Raw genomic sequence first — 18,226 nt, forward strand, 5'->3', positions numbered from 1 at the left:
CATGGCACTGCTCGCAACTCAATCAGACCGGCCGCACTCGAAGATGAACGGATCACGACGCTGAAACAAACCTGACCAGTTAGGGTTATGGAGAACCACGGTTCATCCCCTCCGCTGCAACCTATCAGGTGCGGCTAGGGTTGGCGTTGCCGTAATGCTGAACACCTGATTGATCCGGTCTTGCCCGCCATCGCGTACGTTCCATATTCGACGGCGTCACGCTGTGGTGCTTGAGGCAGCCTGTGGGTCATGACGGACCCGATGAAAAGACCACCAGATCAGTGCCAGTCCGACGATGACCATTGGCAAGGACAGCATCTGACCCATCGTCAGACCCCAGTCCCCGACCTGCAAGGCATAGCCCACCGGGTTGCCCGGGCTGACAAACTGAAGGTCCGGTTGGCGAAACAACTCCACAAAAGCCCGCGACAAACCATAGCCCGCAAGGAAAACCCCCGTGATCGCACCCGGCATTTTGAGCCAACCGCGCCGCCATGCGAGAACCAGCATCAGGGTGCCCAGCATGACGCCTTCCAGTAGTGCCTCGTAGATCTGCGACGGATGCCGCGCGCAGAGGCCAGCGATGCCCTCGCAGGCCTGCGCCGCCTCACCCGGAAAGGTGACGCCCCAGGGCATATCAGTCGGGCGGCCCCATAGCTCGTTATTGGTGAAATTGGCCAGACGCCCCAGCAACAGCCCCGGCGGCGTAGCCAGTGCCAGCAGATCAGCGCTGCTCAGCAACGGTACTTTTTGGCGCAGGCAGAATGAAGTTGCAGCAATGACCACACCGATAAAGCCGCCGTGAAACGACATACCACCCTGCCAGACCATCAGGATCTCCAGTGGGTGCTGCAGGTAGTACTCCGGCTGGTAAAACATCGTATAGCCGACGCGCCCACCGATGATGACACCGGCCACGATCCAAGTGACAAGGTCTTCGATCTGGCTGCGCGATACCGGTGGCCCCAAGGGTCCCCAAACCGCCGGTTTTCGGATCGTCCGTATACAGAGCCACGTGCCGATGATGACTCCGGCGATATAGGCCAGCGCATACCAGCGCAGCGCGAGGTGCAGCGACCCCAGTTCGAACGCAAAGATATCCGGGCCGATATCCGGGAACGGGATCGCAGCAGTCAGCATTATTTTTCGCTTTCGGGAGTGTTGGGAGTGGATGCCACTTTGGGCATGATGCGCGCAGGACGCCTGCCTAGAGGACATACAGCGATTAGTCGCCGCCTGCGTGAACCTGCGACATCAGTATTGTATGGATGTTCAAGGCAGTGGCGCCGTCACACTGTGACGGCGCCAGATCGATCAGTTGCCGGTCTTGGTGTCGTCGTCGTTCATGTGCATTTTCATGTCCATGCCACCGTCGGATTGACCCATCATGCCGCCCATCCCGGAGTGCATCTTTTCCATGCGGGCCATCCTGTCGGCGGGAGCGGTCATTTCTTCACCTGTGACAGAGCCGTCGCCGTCGGCGTCGAGCTCTTGAAACCGGTCCACCATCATTTCACGTATCATGGCGCTGTGCAGCGTCTCGAACTCGGCAATCGAAAGCGCGCCGTTAATGTCGGCGTCGTAATCCGTCAGCTTGGCTTGCAGCTCGGTCCGCATCTCGTCGGCGGTGACGATGCCGTCTTCATTGGTGTCGAACATCTGCATCATGTCGCCGCCCATCTGGCCGCCACCCATCATGCCGCCGCCCATCATATTACCGTGCATGCGCTGCATCATGCCCATCATGTCGGACATGCCCCCCATCATGCCTTTGCCGCCGTCGTGTATGGCCATGCCGCCTTCGTCCATGGCCCCGGCCTGACCCTGCCCATCGTGAGATTCGGCGATGGCAGCGCCACCCAGCAGGGTTGCAACCGATGCGGTTGCCGCGAGAAGAATTTTACGGTTCGTCTGAAAGTATGTGGTCATGTTGTTCTCCTTTGATCTGATTGACAGGTGGGGGGTTCTGCCACTGGAAGGTCAAGGTCGTCACAATAATAAAGCCGGCCCCCTTGACCTTCCAGCGGGTGGAGACCCCATCTTGGGTGTGAACCAAAGCAGGATTGTCCCATGTCTACGTCGCAGCGTCTTCAGTTGTCCGTTGAAAACATGTCCTGCGCGTCCTGCGTCGGCCGGGTCGAGAGGTCGTTGACGGCGGTGCCGGGCATCAGTGACGTGCGGGTGAATTTGGCCAGCGAGACGGTGCAGGCCGAGGTCGATACGCCTGACCGGGTGGCTGCGGCCGTGGCGGCGCTGGATCGGGCTGGCTATCCGGCGCGCACAAAAAGCGTGCGCTTGAATGTGACTGCAATGACCTGCGCGTCTTGTGTCGGGCGTGTCGACAAGGCGCTTGCGGCGGTGCCGGGTGTGCAATCCGTAAACGTGAACCTGGCGTCGGAAACCGCGACTGTGACCTATGTCGAAGGTTCCGTAACCCTCTCAGATCTGCTGCAGGCGTCCGCGGCGGCAGGCTATCCGGCGGAACCAGCGGCGGATACAGCGCCGGAGGATCGCGGTGCCCGCAAGGCCGGCGAGGCCCACGCTTGGGCCCGCAAGACCGCCATTGCCGCCGCACTGGCCCTGCCGGTGTTCATCCTTGAGATGGGCGCGCATATCGTGCCGGGCATGGCCGATCTAATCGAGCGCACGCTGGGGCATCAGACCAGCTGGGTGATCCAGTTCCTGCTGACGACCCTCGTGCTGGTCTGGCCTGGTCGCAGTTTCTATACCAAAGGCTTTCCGGCACTGTTCAAGGGTGCGCCGGACATGAACAGCCTCGTGGCGGTCGGCACCGCTGCGGCCTACCTCTATTCGCTGGTTGCCTTGTTCGCGCCAACCTTACTGCCCGAAGCCTCCCGCGCGATCTATTTCGAGGCTGCCGCCGTAATCGTCGTCCTCATCTTGCTGGGCCGTTGGCTGGAGGCCCGCGCCAAAGGCCGCACCGGGGCTGCGATCCAGAAGTTGCTGAGATTGCAGGCACGCACCGCGCGGGTACTGGTTGACGGTGAACCGCAGGACGTGGCCATTGAGAAGATCCATGTCGGTGACATCCTTGTCGTCCGCCCCGGCGAGCGGATTGCCGTCGATGGCGAGGTCAGCGAGGGCCACGCGCGGGTCGATGAAAGCATGATCACTGGCGAACCGGTGCCGGTCGCCAAGACCACCGGCGATGCGGTCACCGGCGGCACGGTCAACGGGGCAGGGGCGTTCCAGTTCCGTGCCACCCGCGTCGGGGCCGACACAACACTGGCCCAGATTATCCGCATGGTGGAGGAGGCGCAGGGCGCCAAGCTGCCAATCCAGGGTCTGGTCGACCGGATCACGCTGTGGTTCGTCCCCGCCGTCATGGCGATTGCCGCGCTGACCGTCATCGTCTGGCTGCTGCTTGGTCCGTCGCTGTCGTATGCGCTGGTCGCAGGTGTGTCGGTGCTGATCATTGCCTGCCCCTGTGCGATGGGGTTGGCAACACCGACCTCGATCATGGTCGGCACCGGGCGGGCCGCGGACATGGGCGTGCTGTTCCGCAAGGGCGACGCGCTGCAACAGCTGACCGACGTGACGGTCGTGGCGCTCGACAAGACCGGCACCGTGACCGAAGGTCGCCCGGCGCTGACCGATCTGGTACTGGCCGAGGGCTTTGACCGCGCAGAGGTCCTGGCGCTGGTGGCAGCGGTCGAGGCACAGTCGGAACACCCGATCGCCGAGGCCATCGTGCGGGCGGGGAAGGCGGAAAACGTCACCCGGCACCCGGTGGACGACTTCACCTCGGTCACCGGCTACGGCGTCCGCGCGCAGGTTGCGGGCCATGACGTGCTGATCGGCGCGGATCGTCTGATGACCCGAGAGGGCATCGACGCCAGCGCGCTTGTCGCGGCCGAAAGCCACTTGGCCGAACAAGGCCGCACCGCGTTGTTTGCCGCTATCGACAGGCGTGTCGCGGCGGTGATCGCCGTTGCCGACCCGGTGAAACCGGCCAGTGCCGCCGCCATTCGGGCGCTGCACGATCTCGGCCTCAAGGTTGCGATGATCACCGGCGACAAGCGTGAAACGGCAGAAGCTATCGCCCGCGAGACCGGCATCGATCATGTGATCGCGGGCGTCCTGCCCGACGGCAAGGTGGCGGCGCTGGATGAATTGCGCGGTGCAGGCCAGCATATCGCCTTTGTCGGTGACGGCATCAACGACGCGCCCGCCCTGGCCCATGCGGATGTTGGTATCGCCATCGGTACCGGCACCGACGTCGCCATTGAATCCGCCGATGTGGTGCTGATGTCGGGCGATCTGCGCGGCGTGGTGAATGCCTTCGCGGTTTCAACCAAAACGATGCGCAATATTCGCCAGAACCTGTTCTGGGCCTTCGGCTATAACGTTGCGCTGATCCCGGTCGCGGCGGGCATCCTCTATCCAGCTTTTGGGCTTTTGCTGTCGCCGGTGCTGGCCGCCGGGGCAATGGCGCTCAGCTCTGTCTTCGTGCTGAGCAACGCGTTGCGCTTGCGCCGCGTCCGGCCCGCCATGAGTGAGGCGACACCGGCACAGCCGACGTCCCACCTTTCACCTGCCCCAGCCCAATAAGGTCCTGATCATGAATATCGGAGACGTCGCCACACATGCGGGGTTGCCTGCGAAAACCATTCGCTATTACGAGGATATCGGCCTTGTGCAGCCGAAACGCAGCGCCAATGGCTATCGCACCTTTCGGCAAAGTGACGTCCACAAGCTGGCGTTTCTGGGCCGTGCGCGGGCCCTGGGCTTTACCATCGAGGATTGCCGCAGCCTGCTGAAGCTTTATGCCGACACCGCCCGCGCCAGCGCCGAGGTCAAACATATTGCGCAGGAACACCTTGGGCGCATCGACCGCAAAATCGCAGAACTGACTGAGATGCGTGCCACACTTGGAAATCTTGTCGAGTCCTGCGCCGGCGATCACCGCCCTGATTGCCCGATCCTTGCCGATCTGGCGGTTTAGTTTGCTCTAAAGACTGATGCTCGGGGATCGCCAAGTTTTTCCCGGCAACGGATGCACGATGCCCGTAAACGTCAAGATGCCCGCGCCGTGCTGCAGCACGTGGCCAGAACATGCGTCGTGGCCAGACCCCCCTTGCGACCGGTGATCCGACCGGTCGGCGCGATCATCAACGGGTTCAACCTGGACCCGGCCAGCAACCTTCAGGCTACGACCCTTGCTCGTCATTGGTCGTGACTTCAGCTTGAAAGCCACGCTGGCGGTCTGGCCATGTGCTTTTAATATAATCAAGCACGGCACTAATCTCGGTATCGCTCAGGATATTTTCGAAGGCAGGCATGTCACTCTCGTAACCCGGCACAACGGCGCTGAGGCCCAGTTTGGTGATGGTAAAAAGGTCGCTGTCGGCGTGGTGCCAGGTGTGGCCACTTTCGTCATGCGGCGGGGCGGGCATCCGGCCGTTTTCCAATCGCCGACGCCAGTCAGGCTGACCTTCCAGATTGGCGCCGTGGCATGAGGCGCAATTTGCGGCGTAGATATCCTTGCCTTGCGCAAGCGTTCCCACGCTTGCTGCTGCTTCGGGGGCCGCAAGCGCGTCAGGCGTGTCATCATCAGAAGTCTGTGCCCATGCCGCTACTGCGACGAACGCGACGGCGGTTCCGACCGCACTTAAAAGATAAATCCGTCTCATACGGGCCTCCTGAGATATTTGACAAGCGCGAGGAAGCTGAGACCCAATAGAGCGATGATAAGGAGCAGCACAATGCCGCCCCCCGCCATCATGACGCCTGCCATCGGCCCGTTCATCATGTCAGCCATCGGACATTCATTCATCGGCATAAACAGAGACCCCGTCCTTACCAAAGGCAAAGGTTTTCAGCGGGCCGTTCTTGCCAGCCATGCCGGGGGCGTTTTGGGGCATACCCGGCAACGTGATGCCGATGATCTCCGGGCGCTCTGTTGTCAGCCGGTCCACGATTTCGGCAGGCACGAGACCGGAGACGTAGTAGCCGTCAACCTGTGCCAGGTGGCAACCCAGGCCGTTCTCCGGCACGCCCACCTCGATAGATCGCTTGTCGAAATCCCTGTCGTCGACGCGGGTCACGACATAGCCGTTTTCCTCCATGTAATCAGCGTAGGCGTCACAGCACCCGCAGCTTGGATCTCGCCAGATCGTCATTTGACGATTGGCTGGGACGGCATTTGACGTGGTTGCGGTTGCGACAGCAGTGCTACTTTCCTGCGCGGTCAGGGTGGTCACGCCCAGCCCGGCAACAGCAACGGCGGCAACGGAGAGGGCAGAGCCCAGAACAAATCTGCGGTTCATATCAATTTTCCTTGGTGAAGGTGAGGAGTGACCAGCTGGCGCCGCCATCGCGTGTATCGCTGAGGCCATCGGGTCGCGCTGCCACGACGTGAAGTGGATTGGTGGGATCGACAGCAAGTGCAGCGACTGGTTCCGAAGACATAAGCGCCCAGTCCACGCCCGCGTCGGTCGAGGCCCAAAGGCCAGTCTCCAGACCCGCGTAAATCTGATCTGGGGCGGCGTTGGCGAGGCCAAGGTTGCGAACGGGAACACCGGCTGGCAAGGACGCCGTCGGAGCCGGTGTTTTTCCGGCCGCCAGCGCATCCAGTGCATCGCCTGCCGTCACGTCCTGCCAACGGCAAAAGCAGTCGGGTACGCGGGTCAGGCCGGCGGCGGTGCCCGCATAAAGCCAAATGCCGCCCATGCCGGTCTGGCTCGCGACCGAAACAAGGCTGAGCACATCATGTTCGGCCCCATCGAGGTAGGGACGATCCATGACGAACGTCCAGGTTTCGCCGGCATCCTCGCTGCGCCACAGGCCATCGCCCGCCAGCACTGCATACAGCATGTCAGGTGCCTGGGCCGCCATTGTGACCGACAGGACCGGCGAAGCGGGCAAGCCCTTATCGGCCTTGGTCCAGCTTTCGCCACCATCCGTACTGCGGCGCAGGCCGCCATCGCGAAGCGCTGCGTAAAGGGTGCCGGGACGCTCGGGATGGCTGGTGAGTGACACGACTGCGCCGGGATCAGAAAGCGGGGTCGCGCCCGTATCGGCAACCCGCCAAAGCCCGTCGTCCAACGCGGCGACGATGGCCCCGTCGTCAAAGGTCAAGGCTTGAAATGTCAGCTGATCAGATGCGGCGAAAGATGCTTGCGGCGTTGCTAATGCCAGGCCTACGGCCGCAAGACCAGACGACAGCATACATCGGCGCGTGAGAGATTTTAACATGGCAGTGAATCCTGAAGGGAAAATGGTCAGTCAGACGCTTGTCCGCCGTTCAGCAGCAAACAAGGCGACACCGGACCGTCACCCATCGAGGTACGGCCGGTCAGATCAGGAGGATGCTTCGTGGCGGGGTCGGATCGACACCAAGGTCGAGCCCCTGCAGACTGAGATCGGCCACTGAAGTCAAACCCGAACGCCGCATTGCCTTTACGGCGCTGGTCGGGGTCGACACAGCCAGCAGGACAGGTGAGGTGCAGTCCAGATCGCAGGCTGCCGCTGCTGTCTTGTCTGACGTGCAAGCCGGGCAATTGTCATCTGCGGCCACTGCTGCGGTCATGTCGCTGTCGGCCATCTCAAACGACATGCTTGCACTGGCCACGTCATGCAGCATCAACCCGCCCAAAAGGGCAAGAGACAGACACAGCGTGGCAAGGCGTATCCAAATGCGCATAGATATCAAATAGGGGCTCGGTGGGGCTGCTTCCATCTGTATACCCTAAATTTCATTCACATACTCATTATATTGGGATGCCCGAGAGCAGCGACGTACGGCAATGCAGGGTGGTCACTTGTTTCAGGCCTTCAAGGACTTGCGGTCATGTTGATCATCCAATCGTCGACAGGAATGGAAAGGTGCCCAGCATCCAATAGGCCATCCGCGATAACTGTCCGGTCAGAATGGCCAGACCCATCAAAACCATCGCGATGCCCGCCCCTTTGTACAGCCAGCGCCCGGCTTTGCCGATGCCACGGAGCCGTGCCGCGATGGCGTCGGTGAATAAGGCGGCCAATAGAAACGGCACGCCAAGCCCAGCGGAATAGATCGCCAGCAGCCAGATCCCGTCGGACATCCCGCCTGCTGTCGAGCTGAGTGTCAGGATCGCGCCAAGGATGGGGCCGATGCAGGGGGTCCAGCCAAAGGCAAATGCAAGACCCAGCACATAGGCCCCCAGCGGGCGACCGCCGGGAATATCCAGCGCGAGCCGGGTGTCGCGCGTCAGGGCCGGGATGCGGAACAGGCCCAGCATGACCAGCCCGAACAGAATGATGATCCCGCCGCCCAGATAGTTCAGCTCTGCCCGCCATGTCAGCAGCAGTGAGCCCAACGCGCTTGCGCCAGCGCCAAGCGCGATGAAGACCGTCGAGAACCCCAGAACGAAACAGGCGCTTAGCCCCAGGGCTCCGGCGCGGGCACGGAGCCCGACAGAGGGTGTCGTCCGCAGTCCGGGTTGACCGGCGATATAGGACACATAGCCGGGCACCAATGGCAGCACGCAGGGCGACAGGAACGAAATTGCCCCAGCCAGAAACGCTGCAAAAATACCGATGCCAGAGATATCCATGCTTAAGCTCTGTCCGTCGCCACGTGACGCGCGGCCCACCAGAACCCCGCCAATGGGATGACAATCCATTGCAGTACGGGCGACAAGCCTGCATCAAGCACCGGAATGATCGGCATCAGATCCGAATAGGCCCAGGCGGCCCGGATCACGATATTGAGCCACTCGCTAAACAGGGTATAGCCAAGCCCAAAAGCCACCGCGAGGATCGTCACGCGATGCCGGGTTGCAGCGACAAAGGGCCAGCCGCTGCCGGTCAGCATCATGGCTAGCATCAACGCACTCATGCCGATCAAGATGTCGCCGCCGGTGCAGTGAACGGCGGCAAAGACGATCTCGCCCCACGTGCCATCGTTCCAGATGGTATAGAGTGGCATATGAGCGAATTCCCAGATCAGATGCGCCGGGATGATCACGGCGAAATAGCGGCGCAACGCGCCCAACGATATTTGGGAGCCGACGACAGGCGCCGCCGCGAGCGCTCTCACACTCATTGAAAGATACCGGAAACTCGATCCCACCAACCGGACTCACGCTGCCTGTGCTGACCATTGCTGATCAACTCGCTGACATACAGGATCAGGTTTACATTGCTGAACGCCATGCCGTGAAACTTGCCCGCAAGGCGTCCCCCGGTGTCGATGACATGGGTCACAGCACCATGGACCATCGCGCTGCTCTCTGCCGTCATCGTGAATTCCAGCCCATAGTTCCTAGCCAACCGCCGTGTGGCATCGTCGGGCTGGTCCGGGGTCTTGGTCAGTATGACCCAGTTGCTGGTATCAAAGCCGTGCAGATCGGCGTAATCGCGCAGGATCTCCGGCGTGTCGTTGACTGGATCGGTCGTAATCGAAATAAACTGAACGCGATCCTTCATCGGGCCATCGTTGATGGACGCCTGTATTGCCGCGATTTTTTCGGATTGAAGCGGGCAGACGTCGGGGCAACTGGCGTAGATAAAGTTCAGAACAACGATCTTGTCGTCAAAGTCCGACAGGCTGACTGGCTTACCGTCAGCGTCCTGCAAGGCAAATGGCGGGGCCGCAGCGTCGATGATCTGGAAATATTGCTCCATCTCCATCATGCGGGCATCGAGGTTCTCGCCCGGATGGTTGGCCAAGGCCGGTGTGGCAGCCGCTGCAGCAAGTGCGGCCAAGGCGGCGCGCCGTGTCAGAGTATTCAAAGTTTCGTCCTTTGGTTTTGCACCCTGCCGATCCAGAAACCAGCAAGGCAATCGCAGGCTTCAGCCCTCAGATTTACGGTGTGGTTTGATCATGAGCACAGGCCGCGCAGTCGGAGCCTTATTGAGTTTCCAGAAAACTGAAAGCTTCAATCAGGTGACGGCATGTCGGTCGATTTTGAACAACTCTTGCCGGTGCCGCCCTTCATGCACAAACCCAGTCCACACATCGCGGCACAGGGTGCAAAAGAAATAATCAGCGGCGCTGCGCCGATCGCAGTCAGCCAACCCCAGTTCAAGGCCATACCGCTGCCAACGACGGCTGCGGCACCCGCAAACATCAGCCGCTTGCGCGTCATCCATTGCAGCGGTGCAGGACCTGCAGGGGTCTCGGGCTTTGCAGGCAGACGTTGGGATATATCCGTCATTTCAGTTCTCCTCTCTATGTTGCCTAGGTAGTCCTTCCAGCAACGGGAAGGTCAAGGCGTGGGTTTGGGTTTATTGCGACGGGTCGATGTAGCCTTTCAGGAAGTTGACCATCTCGGGGTCGTCCCAATCTGCAGGACCGACCAGACGGCCGAGTTCTTTGCCCTTGGCGTCGATCAAGATCGTGGTCGGCAATCCCACTGTGCGCAGCGCTGTCGCCGATAGCATCGTCTTGTCGACATACATGCCCAGATGCGTCACCCCGATTTCGTCATAGAACCGGCGCACGGGGGGCACACCCGCCCGGTCGACCGACAGCGGCACGACCTCGAAATGGTCGCTGCCAAGGCTCGCTTGCAGCGCGTCCAAAGTTGGCATTTCTTCACGACAGGGGACGCACCAGGTGGCCCAGACGTTCAGCAAGATCACCTTGCCCTGAAAGTCTGCCATGTCCATCCGGGTGCCGTCTTCAGTGACGAAACGCACATTGGCGACCTCTTGCGGTTCGTCGTGAACGGCAAACCCCTGCGGGCCCGCTGCGGCGGCACCAGCTGAGGCCAGGAAAAGGGCGGCTGCCAGCTTGAAAGAACTCATTGGGATACCTCTTTGGGGGCGGATGTTTTGAGCCGCTGCACAATAGGCAGCAGAGTGTCATTCAAAATGGCCTGCGAGACGGGACCGACATGACGGTAGGCAATCGTGCCATCGGCGGCGACGATGTAGGTTTCAGGCACGCCGTATACGCCCCATTCGATCCCGGCGCGCCCGTCGCGGTCGGCACCGATGCGGGCATAGGGATCACCCAACTCATCCAGCCAGGCGCGGGCCTGTTCCGGGGGGTCTTTGTAATTAATGCCATACAGCGGCACTTCGCCCGTTTTGCTGAACGCCATGAAGACCGGATGTTCGGCGCGGCAGGGCACACACCATGACGCAAACACATTGACGATCGACACATGGCCAGCAAGATCTCGTGTCGACAGTCCGTCGTTGCGTCCAAGCACCGGAGGCAGGGCAAACGTCGGAACCTGTTTGCCGATTAAGGCGGATGGTAAAATGCTTGGTCCATAGAGCAATTCCCAACCAAACGTGGCAAGTAGCGCCAACACCAAAATGGGCACCACTACCAGGACAGAGATCCCACGGCGCGCAGCAGGCTCTTGACCGGGCGTTTCGGTCATGGCCGGTCCTTTGATGTGCTATCGCCGCCTAATTTGGTGACAGCCATCATGAGCCTGCTGAACACAGTTCGGTGTCGCCCGGCTGGCCTGACAAGGCAATTGATCATTTTTTGCTCCATTTCTTTCGAAGCCATATGCAAAGTAAAATCGATCCGGTGATGCTGATCAGGACCAACAGCACAAGGAATGCCCAAGCCAATCCCACGGTCAAAAGACTGTTGCCGCTTCTGTCAAACATCGATTACAGCGGCTTGTTTCTGTCCGAGCGGATGAATTTGATCAGCGCAACCATGGCGAGGATCAAAACGGCCACGATCAGCAACCAAACCAAGGCCATGCCGATCATCATTCCACCATTCATCATAACGTATTCCTTTTTCTTGTCTCATTAGGTCTGTCCGGTTTCGCAACGTGCCGGTTGTTCGTTCACATGACACAAAGGCGAAGCGCCTCAATAGGACGGTCACGTGGATTTAAAGTTGTTAAAAGGCCTGACCCTCGCATCCAAAGCGCAGAGTTCGAGCGTCAGTGCGCCAGCGACGGATGTCGACGTCAGACGATTGGCCAGAGTTTCTGGGGTTCGCATTAACCGGCTTAGCGGTCGGCGCAGCCTACCAAATCAAATCTTGCAGACGATTTTCGTCGCTACAAAAATTCGTCGCGGTGGCGAAAGATCGACGGCTAAAACAATTCCACTGAAAGTGTTCTCTGCAGTTCTTTCGAAACGATTTTGAGCTGGTCTGATGAAGGTGAGAAGGTTTGATGGTGACAGAAAGAAACCAGCAGAACCTGCAGTGCATGGCACACTGCATGTCTTTTGACAGGGCACGCTATCATCGCGCGTCAACGCCGCATTCTGATCGCAATCATCAATGAGAACAACGCTACTGACAGGCTTGACCAAGGTCACGTCGGACATAGCGGCATAGCTGGCGCCGGGAGCCATAAAGCTGCCAACAACGCTGGTAATCACGAAAATCAAGGCGATTAGGTGCTCCATCTGCATTAGATGCACCCTTCCAACAGGGGGAAGTCAAATCACCATCGTGTCAAGCGCCCGTCGTTTTGCCGGAAGCGGCCTCAACTCGTGATCGTCGATGTCACCGACGTTCTCACCGCTTGATGGTGCGACCCAAGTCTTGGGGGGGGGCCATGTCCATCGCTGCAAGGAGCCAGGGCTACCCACCACTGGTAAGAAATGGGAGCTGATATCGACAATTCGGGTCATCATTGCTGACATACCGGTTTTACCTAATCATAGTTTAGCTTTAGGATCAAAGGCGATTGGTCAAACAAATCTAGCCGATCGAAATATAGAAGTTGTTGGACAGGATGTGCCTTGTCGTTCATATCAATCGGACCCTGCGCAGACTGAGAGAAGTCGGCCTAGTCTCCACGAGGAAGGGTCGGGTCAACATCATGGGTTTCGAAGGGTTGATATAGCTGGCTAAGTTAATTTTACCTAACTGAACCAGACTGGGCCGCTGCTCGCTTGACGCTATCCTGGATCGTGTGCCGCCGTCTGCGGTCCAGGTCGATCTCGAAGCAATGCTGGATACCACCACCACGCGTCGCAATCACTCAGATGTTGTGACAGTCCTTCCGCCCAACTTTTCTTGATTGATCGCCCTGTGTCGCAATGGCGGATCAGTGTTTAATCCGTCCGTACCTCAATGGAATATCTGACACCGTCCGGACTGAAATTGTGTTCGACACGGTGCGGCGGCGGAAAAAGCGCGCTGCCGAGCAGGGTTGAGCCAAATCCACTTTGCGCGGGGGCCTTGACCGGTGGGCCTCCCATCTCTTGCCAGACAATGCGGATGCTGCCGTCCGGTGGGACCTCCCACCGGATGGTGACTTTACCCTCGGGAACTGACAAGGCGCCATATTTTACGGCATTGGTAGCAAGCTCATGCAGCGCCATTGCCAAAGGCGTGGCGAGGGCCGGAGGTACTGAAATATCCGGACCCTCCAACGTGATTGGGTCGTGATCCGGGTGGCGGTAGGGTGCAATAATGCGATCTGCCAAGTCTGCGACCAGCAACGCTTCGGCGTTGATCCTAAACATCAGATCTGTTGCTGCACTGATGGCCTGAAGGCGACCTTTGAACCATTTCAAGCCTTCATTCTTGTCACTGGCTGGCCAGCTGCGCGATGCGATCGCACTGATGACCGCGAATGCGTTCTTCAGACGATGGCGCATCTCTAGGGCAATCGTTGTCACCTGTTGCTCACGCCGCACGCGATCGGTCACATCGATCAAGACGCCGATAGCACGTGTAAACGGAGGCTCTTTTGGCTGAATATCAGCGCGCAGGAGAAACGTCCGTTCCCGACCGTCGCGCAGGACGTAGCGTACTTCGCTTTGTACCTTCGTGCCGCCGTCCGCCATTTGCGCGGCGCTCACCTCCTTCAGCCGGTCTTCTTCCCCGGGTGCGTAGAGTCTCCGAAAGTCCTCCGCGCTCGGCGTGGCGTCGGACGGAAAGCCAAACAAGCGGTTCATTTCGGGTGAAGGGCTGATCGTGTCCGATGCGATGTCCAGATCCCAGACCGCAAGGTCACCGGCTTCAATCGCGAGTTGGAGGCGGGCGCTCTGATCCTCCAACGCCTGGCGCAAGACACGGCTTTCTGTCACGTCCTGGATTGAACCGGAATAGGTCAGTGCTGCCTGCACTCCGTTGACAAGACCAAATTCGGCCAGCCCATGGGCCTGTATCCAGCGTGTTTCGCCTGTGTCAGGACGAATGATGCGATAGGAATAGACCTCCGAGCCGCGCACATCCGGGTCGAGAGCCCGTCGTGCAATCTCCCTGGTGCGAGGCAAGTCCTCAGGATGGGTCAGAGCTCGCACAGTTTCAGTGGTGACCGGGCCGGAGCGTGGTAGTCCCAAGATGCATCGCGCCAGATCCGAGTAGTCAATGATGTTTGACGTCAGATCCCAGTGCCACACACCAATGTTTGCAGCTTGAACGGCAGCCTTCAGTGCTGCAGTTGGCAGGTCATGGAGCACCGCGTTGGCCCCGGTGGCAGGACGGGACGTTTGTGACATCGTAGTCTCCCCACACTGCAAGCAAATCGCCGTGCTGCAGATCACCTATCCGACGCATCTCGTGTTTTTGTAACGTCACCCGAAACGGAAATGTGATCAAGTCGTTCGTGCTGGTTATAGTGCCGGTGACAAGCTCGAAGGTTGCGTCGTCGCACAAGCACCGCCAGATTTCTATGTGATCTGAAAAAGGAGACGAGATGTCACAAGCACCTTCCATCATCGTATTCGATGTGAACGAGACACTTCTTGACCTGACAACGCTGGAGCCTGTGTTCGAGCGTATTCTCGGTAATCCCGCCATAATGCGAAATTGGTTTGCAGAGCTGGTTCTCTATTCGCAGGCGTTGACGGTGTCGGGTCTCTATGCCCCGTTCGGTGAACTGGCCGGGGGCGTCCTGCGGATGGTGGGCGAGACCGAGGGCGTTGCGATTGCCGACAGCGATGTCGACGATCTGAAACGTCACATCGGATCGATGCCGGCTTTGCCGGATGTACGTCCTGCATTGGAAAAACTCCGGGACGCCGGGTTCCGGTTGGTAACGCTGACAAATTCGCCGCCGGCGGCGTCTTCCACGCCGTTGGAGCGCGCGGGGATTTCGGGATTTTTCGAAAGATCTTTCAGCGTGGACGAGGCCCGCAAGTTCAAGCCTGCACCAGAGACCTACAACATGGTCGCCGGGGCGCTGAACGTGAACGTCACTGACCTGTGCATGGTGGCCTGCCATCTGTGGGACACGATTGGCGCACAGGCAGCGGGATGTGCGGCGGCTTTGGTTAGACGTCCCGGCAATGCTGCGATGCGTGTCGGGGGCGTCCCGGTGCCTAACATCATTGCCGATGACATGGGGCAAATTGTCGATCAGATACTCGCCCGCTGGGGAACGTCGCAGACAAAGTAAATATGTCTGGGGAAGTTACTGCCGATCTCGCAGACCAGCAGTAACCCGTGTTCATGCGGCGTGCGTGCCGCGCACCGGATAGTTCTTTTGACGGATGAACGTCAGACCATCGAGTAGCCCTTTCAGGGCAGGGCGCGAAAACGGTGCGTTCGACACATCCACGATCTGCAGTTTACCATCGTGACGCACCACAAACGTTGCAGGCTCAGCGAAGGGACGATCCGTTTCCTCGGGGCTGCGGGGGTCAGAGACGAAGAGACCAAGCTGTGCCATCTGTGCGATGCTCAGGTCATAGCCGATGGTGCCGTTATAACCGATATCGCTGGCGGAGGCTTTCGCCTTTTCTTCGGGATCGGCAGAGATCGCGACAACATCGAGGTCAATCGCCGCGAAATCTTCCAGCATGCCGTTCAGCTCGGTCAGATATTTTTTGCAGATCGGGCAGTGCTTGCCACGATAGACCACCACCAGTTGCCAGTCGCCACGGCCCCGGTTAGTTTGGCCGATTTTGACGGTTTCTCCACCCAAGGTGGAGACGGAGATGTCGGGAAAAGGCGTGTCAGGCGTGAGTGTCTTGGGCATATTGGTCTTCTTTCATTTTTGACTTCCTTAAAGAACCATCCGACGCTCCTTCATGTTCCTTAGGTGTCATCACCTCTTTCAGACCTTTGATGCGCCCTCGCGTCCTCAAAAGAGACTTGCTTAAATTCAAGCTTTTTGAATTTATGCCGCTGTAATTTTCAAAGTAACCGCCCGATTGAGACCGCAGATTATTTTTGTAGCATAGGTGCGATTAAGATGATCGCCATCCCGGTGAGGCAGAAGATTGCGCCGATGGTATCCCATCGGGTCGGGATCTGGCCCTCTGCGGCCCATAGCCACGCGATGGATGCAGCGATGTATACGCCGCCGTAGGCCGCATATGCGCGGCCGGCGAACTCAACCTCAACCTTCGTCAACAGGTAGGCGAACAAAACGAGGGAGACGGCACCGGGGATGAGCCAAAGAGCAGAGCGGTCGAGACGCAGCCAGGCCCAGAATGCGAAACATCCCGCGATCTCAGCGAGCGCGGCCAATACATATATGCCGATAGAGGAGAAGACGTTGATTACGGTCAATGTGCGCCCCAGTTCCATGGCAGTAACTCGTCCAGCCGGTTGATCTTGTGATCATGGATGCGGTCGAGGATGTCAGCGAGATAGGCCTGTGGGTTGAGGCCGTTCAGCTTGGCGGTTTCAATGATGGTCATGGCGCGTGCAAGTGTTTCCGCACCGGTGTCCGCCCCAGCAAAGAGCCAGTTCTTTCTTCCGATGCCGATCGGGCGCAGGGCACGTTCGGCCGGGTTGTTGTCGATGGCCACACGACCGTCAGTCAGGAACAGGCTGAAGGCCTCCCGGCGATTGAGACCATAGCGGAAAGCCTTGGCGAGATTGCTCTTGCCCGGAATCCGCAGGAGCTGCTGATCGGACCAGGTAAAGAAGGCCTCGACCTTGGGCAGGCTATGCTTTTGACGTGCCGCGTGACGGACGTCAGCAGGTTGGCCATTGATGTCGCGCTCGATGTCATAGAGTTTGCCAATCCGGTCGAGCGCCTCCCGGGCGATCTCGGATTTGGTCGATGTCCAGAAGTCGTGGAAGTCACGGCGCAGGTGCGCCCAACAGGCCGCCTCGCGTAAACGGGGGGTGCCGCCAGGCTCTGGCTCATAAAGCTTGGCATAGCCCTTGTAGCCGTCAGCCTGGAGGATGCCGCGGGCGTCGGCCAGATGGCTCAGGACGTGCTCTTCCTTCCAGTCCGGGGCGAAGTAATAGATCGCCCCGGGCGGGGATGATCCAGCCCATGGGCGCTGGTCACGCACATAGGCCCAGATCCGGCCCTGTCTGACGCCTTTACCAAGCCCTTTGTCGCGCAAAGATCGGTCCAGCACCCGGATGGGCGTGTCATCCGCGTGCAGCAGGTCGCTGCCCATGATGTCTGCCTCGATCCGTTCGATCAGCGGCGACAGGGTCTTCATGGCCCGCCCGCACCAACCGACAAGCGTGGTCTCGGGGATGTCTGCGCCCATGCGGGTGAAGATCTCGTGCTGGCGATATAAGGGAAGATGATCGTCAAACTTCGAGACCAGAATGTGGGCCAGCAGGTTCGGGCCTGCCATGCTGCCCGGGATCGGACGGCTGGGCGCAGGCTCCTGCACCATCTTCTCGCAGCGGCGGCAGGACTTCTTGATCCGGGCGATCTGAACCACCTTCATCTGGGCTGCAATCATGTCCAGCAGTTCGCTGACGTCCTCGCCCACCACGCGCAGATCGCCGCCACAGTCAGCGCAGCACGCACCAGGATCAAGTTCACGACGCTCCCGTGGGGTTGCATCCGAGACACGTGGACGTCGACGCAGCGCGGGCGCATCGGCAGCCTCTGGAGACGGCTCATTCTGTCCTTCGTCGATGGACGCTCCATCTTCCTCGGCTACGGCAACCAGCAGGTCTTCGAGCGTCAGTTCCAGCTGCTCGATCTCGCGTTCGATTTTCTCAGAGGATTTGCCGAAAGCCAGCTTCTGCAACTTGGCGATCCGCAGGCGGAGGGCCTGAACCAGCTGGTCGTGGACCCGCAATGTCGCCGAGATCTTGGCATTCTCCGCCTGCAAAGTCGCAATCATCGCCTTCAATATGGCGGGATCATCGGGGAGGTTTTGCGTTACATTCGACATGCACATGGCTACCACGAGGCACGTGATAGCGCCATAAAAACAAGGCGTTTTAACTCACATAATCAGCCCACACGGGCCGGCGGCGCGCCCCAATCCGGCCTGCGCCAGTCAATGCCTTCCCAGAGCATGGCGAGTTGTGTAAATGCTGGATCAAATTTCCCCAGAAGTGCTGGCGCAAAATTCCCCACCTCACGGGTTCGGCGATCAGCCGGAGAATTGATTGGCGCCTCCG

The 18,226-nt window shown here is 59.5% G+C and carries 22 protein-coding genes; 3 read left to right on the plus strand and 19 right to left on the minus strand.

Translation table 11 applies throughout. From position 1 onward, the window contains the following. Positions 1 to 216: 216 nt before the first annotated feature. Together lgt and BUA54_RS17745 are read right to left on the minus strand one after the other, a co-directional pair. Positions 217 to 1,140: a prolipoprotein diacylglyceryl transferase gene (gene lgt / locus BUA54_RS17740; RefSeq protein WP_072858605.1), complete on the minus strand. Its 924-nt coding sequence runs from the start codon at positions 1,138 to 1,140 to the stop codon at positions 217 to 219. Between the two features lie 174 nt (positions 1,141 to 1,314). After that, on the minus strand, positions 1,315 to 1,929 hold the full coding sequence (locus tag BUA54_RS17745) for an EF-hand domain-containing protein (RefSeq protein ID WP_072858606.1): 615 nt from the start codon (positions 1,927 to 1,929) through the stop codon (positions 1,315 to 1,317). A 141-nt stretch (positions 1,930 to 2,070) separates the two neighbouring features. On the opposite strand from BUA54_RS17745, the gene BUA54_RS17750 reads away from it, so the two are divergent. Then, positions 2,071 to 4,572 (plus strand): heavy metal translocating P-type ATPase, encoded by a 2,502-nt coding sequence (locus tag BUA54_RS17750; protein WP_072858607.1) that lies wholly within the window; start codon positions 2,071 to 2,073, stop codon positions 4,570 to 4,572. 10 nt (positions 4,573 to 4,582) lie between these two features. After that, positions 4,583 to 4,966, plus strand: a complete 384-nt coding sequence (cueR, locus tag BUA54_RS17755; protein WP_072858608.1) for a Cu(I)-responsive transcriptional regulator — start codon at positions 4,583 to 4,585, stop codon at positions 4,964 to 4,966. A 205-nt stretch (positions 4,967 to 5,171) separates the two neighbouring features. Here the strand turns inward: cueR and BUA54_RS17760 are convergent, their stop codons facing one another. From BUA54_RS17760 to BUA54_RS17810, 14 genes are all read right to left on the minus strand, one after another. After that, positions 5,172 to 5,654 carry a c-type cytochrome gene (locus BUA54_RS17760; RefSeq protein WP_072858609.1) on the minus strand — a complete coding sequence of 161 codons (483 nt, stop codon included), beginning with the start codon at positions 5,652 to 5,654 and terminating at the stop codon, positions 5,172 to 5,174. Beyond that, complete coding sequence (locus BUA54_RS21755) at positions 5,651 to 5,782, minus strand: hypothetical protein (protein WP_281250658.1); 132 nt, start codon at positions 5,780 to 5,782, stop codon at positions 5,651 to 5,653. Before BUA54_RS21755 ends, BUA54_RS17760 begins: the two co-directional genes overlap by 4 nt. A 7-nt stretch (positions 5,783 to 5,789) precedes the next feature. Beyond that, a complete protein-coding gene (locus BUA54_RS17765; protein WP_072858610.1) occupies positions 5,790 to 6,290 on the minus strand; it encodes a DUF411 domain-containing protein in 501 nt (166 codons plus the stop codon). 1 nt (position 6,291) lies between these two features. After that, the gene (locus tag BUA54_RS17770) at positions 6,292 to 7,218 is read right to left on the minus strand and encodes a beta propeller repeat protein (RefSeq protein WP_178352782.1); all 927 of its coding nucleotides are present in this window, start codon (positions 7,216 to 7,218) and stop codon (positions 6,292 to 6,294) included. Between the two features lie 100 nt (positions 7,219 to 7,318). Further along, positions 7,319 to 7,606: a hypothetical protein gene (locus tag BUA54_RS17775; protein ID WP_143155490.1), complete on the minus strand. Its 288-nt coding sequence runs from the start codon at positions 7,604 to 7,606 to the stop codon at positions 7,319 to 7,321. 214 nt (positions 7,607 to 7,820) lie between these two features. Continuing rightward, positions 7,821 to 8,558: a cytochrome c biogenesis CcdA family protein gene (locus BUA54_RS17780; RefSeq protein WP_072858611.1), complete on the minus strand. Its 738-nt coding sequence runs from the start codon at positions 8,556 to 8,558 to the stop codon at positions 7,821 to 7,823. 2 nt (positions 8,559 to 8,560) lie between these two features. Then, the gene (locus tag BUA54_RS17785; RefSeq protein WP_072858612.1) at positions 8,561 to 9,049 is read right to left on the minus strand and encodes a hypothetical protein; all 489 of its coding nucleotides are present in this window, start codon (positions 9,047 to 9,049) and stop codon (positions 8,561 to 8,563) included. Next, complete coding sequence (locus tag BUA54_RS17790; RefSeq protein ID WP_245810783.1) at positions 9,046 to 9,738, minus strand: SCO family protein; 693 nt, start codon at positions 9,736 to 9,738, stop codon at positions 9,046 to 9,048. The genes BUA54_RS17785 and BUA54_RS17790 overlap by 4 nt, the downstream gene beginning before the upstream one ends. A 146-nt stretch (positions 9,739 to 9,884) precedes the next feature. Continuing rightward, positions 9,885 to 10,163 (minus strand): hypothetical protein, encoded by a 279-nt coding sequence (locus BUA54_RS17795; protein WP_072858613.1) that lies wholly within the window; start codon positions 10,161 to 10,163, stop codon positions 9,885 to 9,887. A gap of 70 nt (positions 10,164 to 10,233) precedes the next feature. Further along, positions 10,234 to 10,755 carry a TlpA family protein disulfide reductase gene (locus BUA54_RS17800; RefSeq protein ID WP_072858614.1) on the minus strand — a complete coding sequence of 174 codons (522 nt, stop codon included), beginning with the start codon at positions 10,753 to 10,755 and terminating at the stop codon, positions 10,234 to 10,236. Next, the gene (locus BUA54_RS17805) at positions 10,752 to 11,342 is read right to left on the minus strand and encodes a DsbE family thiol:disulfide interchange protein (protein ID WP_072858615.1); all 591 of its coding nucleotides are present in this window, start codon (positions 11,340 to 11,342) and stop codon (positions 10,752 to 10,754) included. Before BUA54_RS17805 ends, BUA54_RS17800 begins: the two co-directional genes overlap by 4 nt. Positions 11,343 to 11,583: 241 nt before the next feature. After that, positions 11,584 to 11,706, minus strand: coding sequence for a hypothetical protein (locus tag BUA54_RS21760; protein ID WP_281250659.1), 123 nt, complete (start codon positions 11,704 to 11,706; stop codon positions 11,584 to 11,586). Positions 11,707 to 11,961: 255 nt separating this feature from the next. Next, a complete protein-coding gene (locus BUA54_RS20950) occupies positions 11,962 to 12,348 on the minus strand; it encodes a hypothetical protein (protein ID WP_143155491.1) in 387 nt (128 codons plus the stop codon). A gap of 648 nt (positions 12,349 to 12,996) precedes the next feature. Beyond that, positions 12,997 to 14,391, minus strand: a complete 1,395-nt coding sequence (locus BUA54_RS17810) for a sensor histidine kinase (protein ID WP_143155492.1) — start codon at positions 14,389 to 14,391, stop codon at positions 12,997 to 12,999. Positions 14,392 to 14,588: 197 nt separating this feature from the next. Between BUA54_RS17810 and BUA54_RS17815 the strand changes: the two genes are divergently transcribed. Beyond that, entirely contained in the window at positions 14,589 to 15,290 is a 702-nt protein-coding gene (locus BUA54_RS17815; RefSeq protein ID WP_072858617.1) for a haloacid dehalogenase type II, read from the plus strand. A 51-nt stretch (positions 15,291 to 15,341) separates the two neighbouring features. Here BUA54_RS17815 and BUA54_RS17820 read toward each other — a convergent pair whose 3' ends face one another. From BUA54_RS17820 to tnpC, 3 genes are all read right to left on the minus strand, one after another. Further along, entirely contained in the window at positions 15,342 to 15,872 is a 531-nt protein-coding gene (locus tag BUA54_RS17820; protein WP_072858618.1) for a redoxin domain-containing protein, read from the minus strand. Between the two features lie 188 nt (positions 15,873 to 16,060). Continuing rightward, complete coding sequence (locus tag BUA54_RS17825) at positions 16,061 to 16,426, minus strand: YnfA family protein (protein ID WP_072858619.1); 366 nt, start codon at positions 16,424 to 16,426, stop codon at positions 16,061 to 16,063. Beyond that, on the minus strand, positions 16,405 to 17,994 hold the full coding sequence (gene tnpC / locus BUA54_RS17830; protein WP_072858620.1) for an IS66 family transposase: 1,590 nt from the start codon (positions 17,992 to 17,994) through the stop codon (positions 16,405 to 16,407). The genes BUA54_RS17825 and tnpC overlap by 22 nt, the downstream gene beginning before the upstream one ends. Positions 17,995 to 18,226: the final 232 nt, after the last annotated feature.

Source organism: Loktanella atrilutea, assembly GCF_900128995.1.
In the GTDB taxonomy this organism is placed as follows: Bacteria; Pseudomonadota; Alphaproteobacteria; order Rhodobacterales; family Rhodobacteraceae; genus Loktanella; species Loktanella atrilutea.

Bases quoted from the DNA above. Each gene is read 5' to 3' on its own strand.
- lgt (WP_072858605.1), bottom strand. From the start codon at position 1,140: ATGCTGACTGCTGCGATCCCGTTCCCGGATATCGGCCCGGATATCTTT.
- BUA54_RS17745 (WP_072858606.1), bottom strand. From the start codon at position 1,929: ATGACCACATACTTTCAGACGAACCGTAAAATTCTTCTCGCGGCAACC.
- BUA54_RS17750 (WP_072858607.1), top strand. From the start codon at position 2,071: ATGTCTACGTCGCAGCGTCTTCAGTTGTCCGTTGAAAACATGTCCTGC.
- cueR (WP_072858608.1), top strand. From the start codon at position 4,583: ATGAATATCGGAGACGTCGCCACACATGCGGGGTTGCCTGCGAAAACC.
- BUA54_RS17760 (WP_072858609.1), bottom strand. From the start codon at position 5,654: ATGAGACGGATTTATCTTTTAAGTGCGGTCGGAACCGCCGTCGCGTTC.
- BUA54_RS21755 (WP_281250658.1), bottom strand. From the start codon at position 5,782: ATGGCTGACATGATGAACGGGCCGATGGCAGGCGTCATGATGGCGGGG.
- BUA54_RS17765 (WP_072858610.1), bottom strand. From the start codon at position 6,290: ATGAACCGCAGATTTGTTCTGGGCTCTGCCCTCTCCGTTGCCGCCGTT.
- BUA54_RS17770 (WP_178352782.1), bottom strand. From the start codon at position 7,218: ATGTTAAAATCTCTCACGCGCCGATGTATGCTGTCGTCTGGTCTTGCG.
- BUA54_RS17775 (WP_143155490.1), bottom strand. From the start codon at position 7,606: ATGCTGCATGACGTGGCCAGTGCAAGCATGTCGTTTGAGATGGCCGAC.
- BUA54_RS17780 (WP_072858611.1), bottom strand. From the start codon at position 8,558: ATGGATATCTCTGGCATCGGTATTTTTGCAGCGTTTCTGGCTGGGGCA.
- BUA54_RS17785 (WP_072858612.1), bottom strand. From the start codon at position 9,049: ATGAGTGTGAGAGCGCTCGCGGCGGCGCCTGTCGTCGGCTCCCAAATA.
- BUA54_RS17795 (WP_072858613.1), bottom strand. From the start codon at position 10,163: ATGACGGATATATCCCAACGTCTGCCTGCAAAGCCCGAGACCCCTGCA.
- BUA54_RS17800 (WP_072858614.1), bottom strand. From the start codon at position 10,755: ATGAGTTCTTTCAAGCTGGCAGCCGCCCTTTTCCTGGCCTCAGCTGGT.
- BUA54_RS17805 (WP_072858615.1), bottom strand. From the start codon at position 11,342: ATGACCGAAACGCCCGGTCAAGAGCCTGCTGCGCGCCGTGGGATCTCT.
- BUA54_RS21760 (WP_281250659.1), bottom strand. From the start codon at position 11,706: ATGATGAATGGTGGAATGATGATCGGCATGGCCTTGGTTTGGTTGCTG.
- BUA54_RS20950 (WP_143155491.1), bottom strand. From the start codon at position 12,348: ATGCAGATGGAGCACCTAATCGCCTTGATTTTCGTGATTACCAGCGTT.
- BUA54_RS17810 (WP_143155492.1), bottom strand. From the start codon at position 14,391: ATGTCACAAACGTCCCGTCCTGCCACCGGGGCCAACGCGGTGCTCCAT.
- BUA54_RS17815 (WP_072858617.1), top strand. From the start codon at position 14,589: ATGTCACAAGCACCTTCCATCATCGTATTCGATGTGAACGAGACACTT.
- BUA54_RS17820 (WP_072858618.1), bottom strand. From the start codon at position 15,872: ATGCCCAAGACACTCACGCCTGACACGCCTTTTCCCGACATCTCCGTC.
- BUA54_RS17825 (WP_072858619.1), bottom strand. From the start codon at position 16,426: ATGGAACTGGGGCGCACATTGACCGTAATCAACGTCTTCTCCTCTATC.
- tnpC (WP_072858620.1), bottom strand. From the start codon at position 17,994: ATGTCGAATGTAACGCAAAACCTCCCCGATGATCCCGCCATATTGAAG.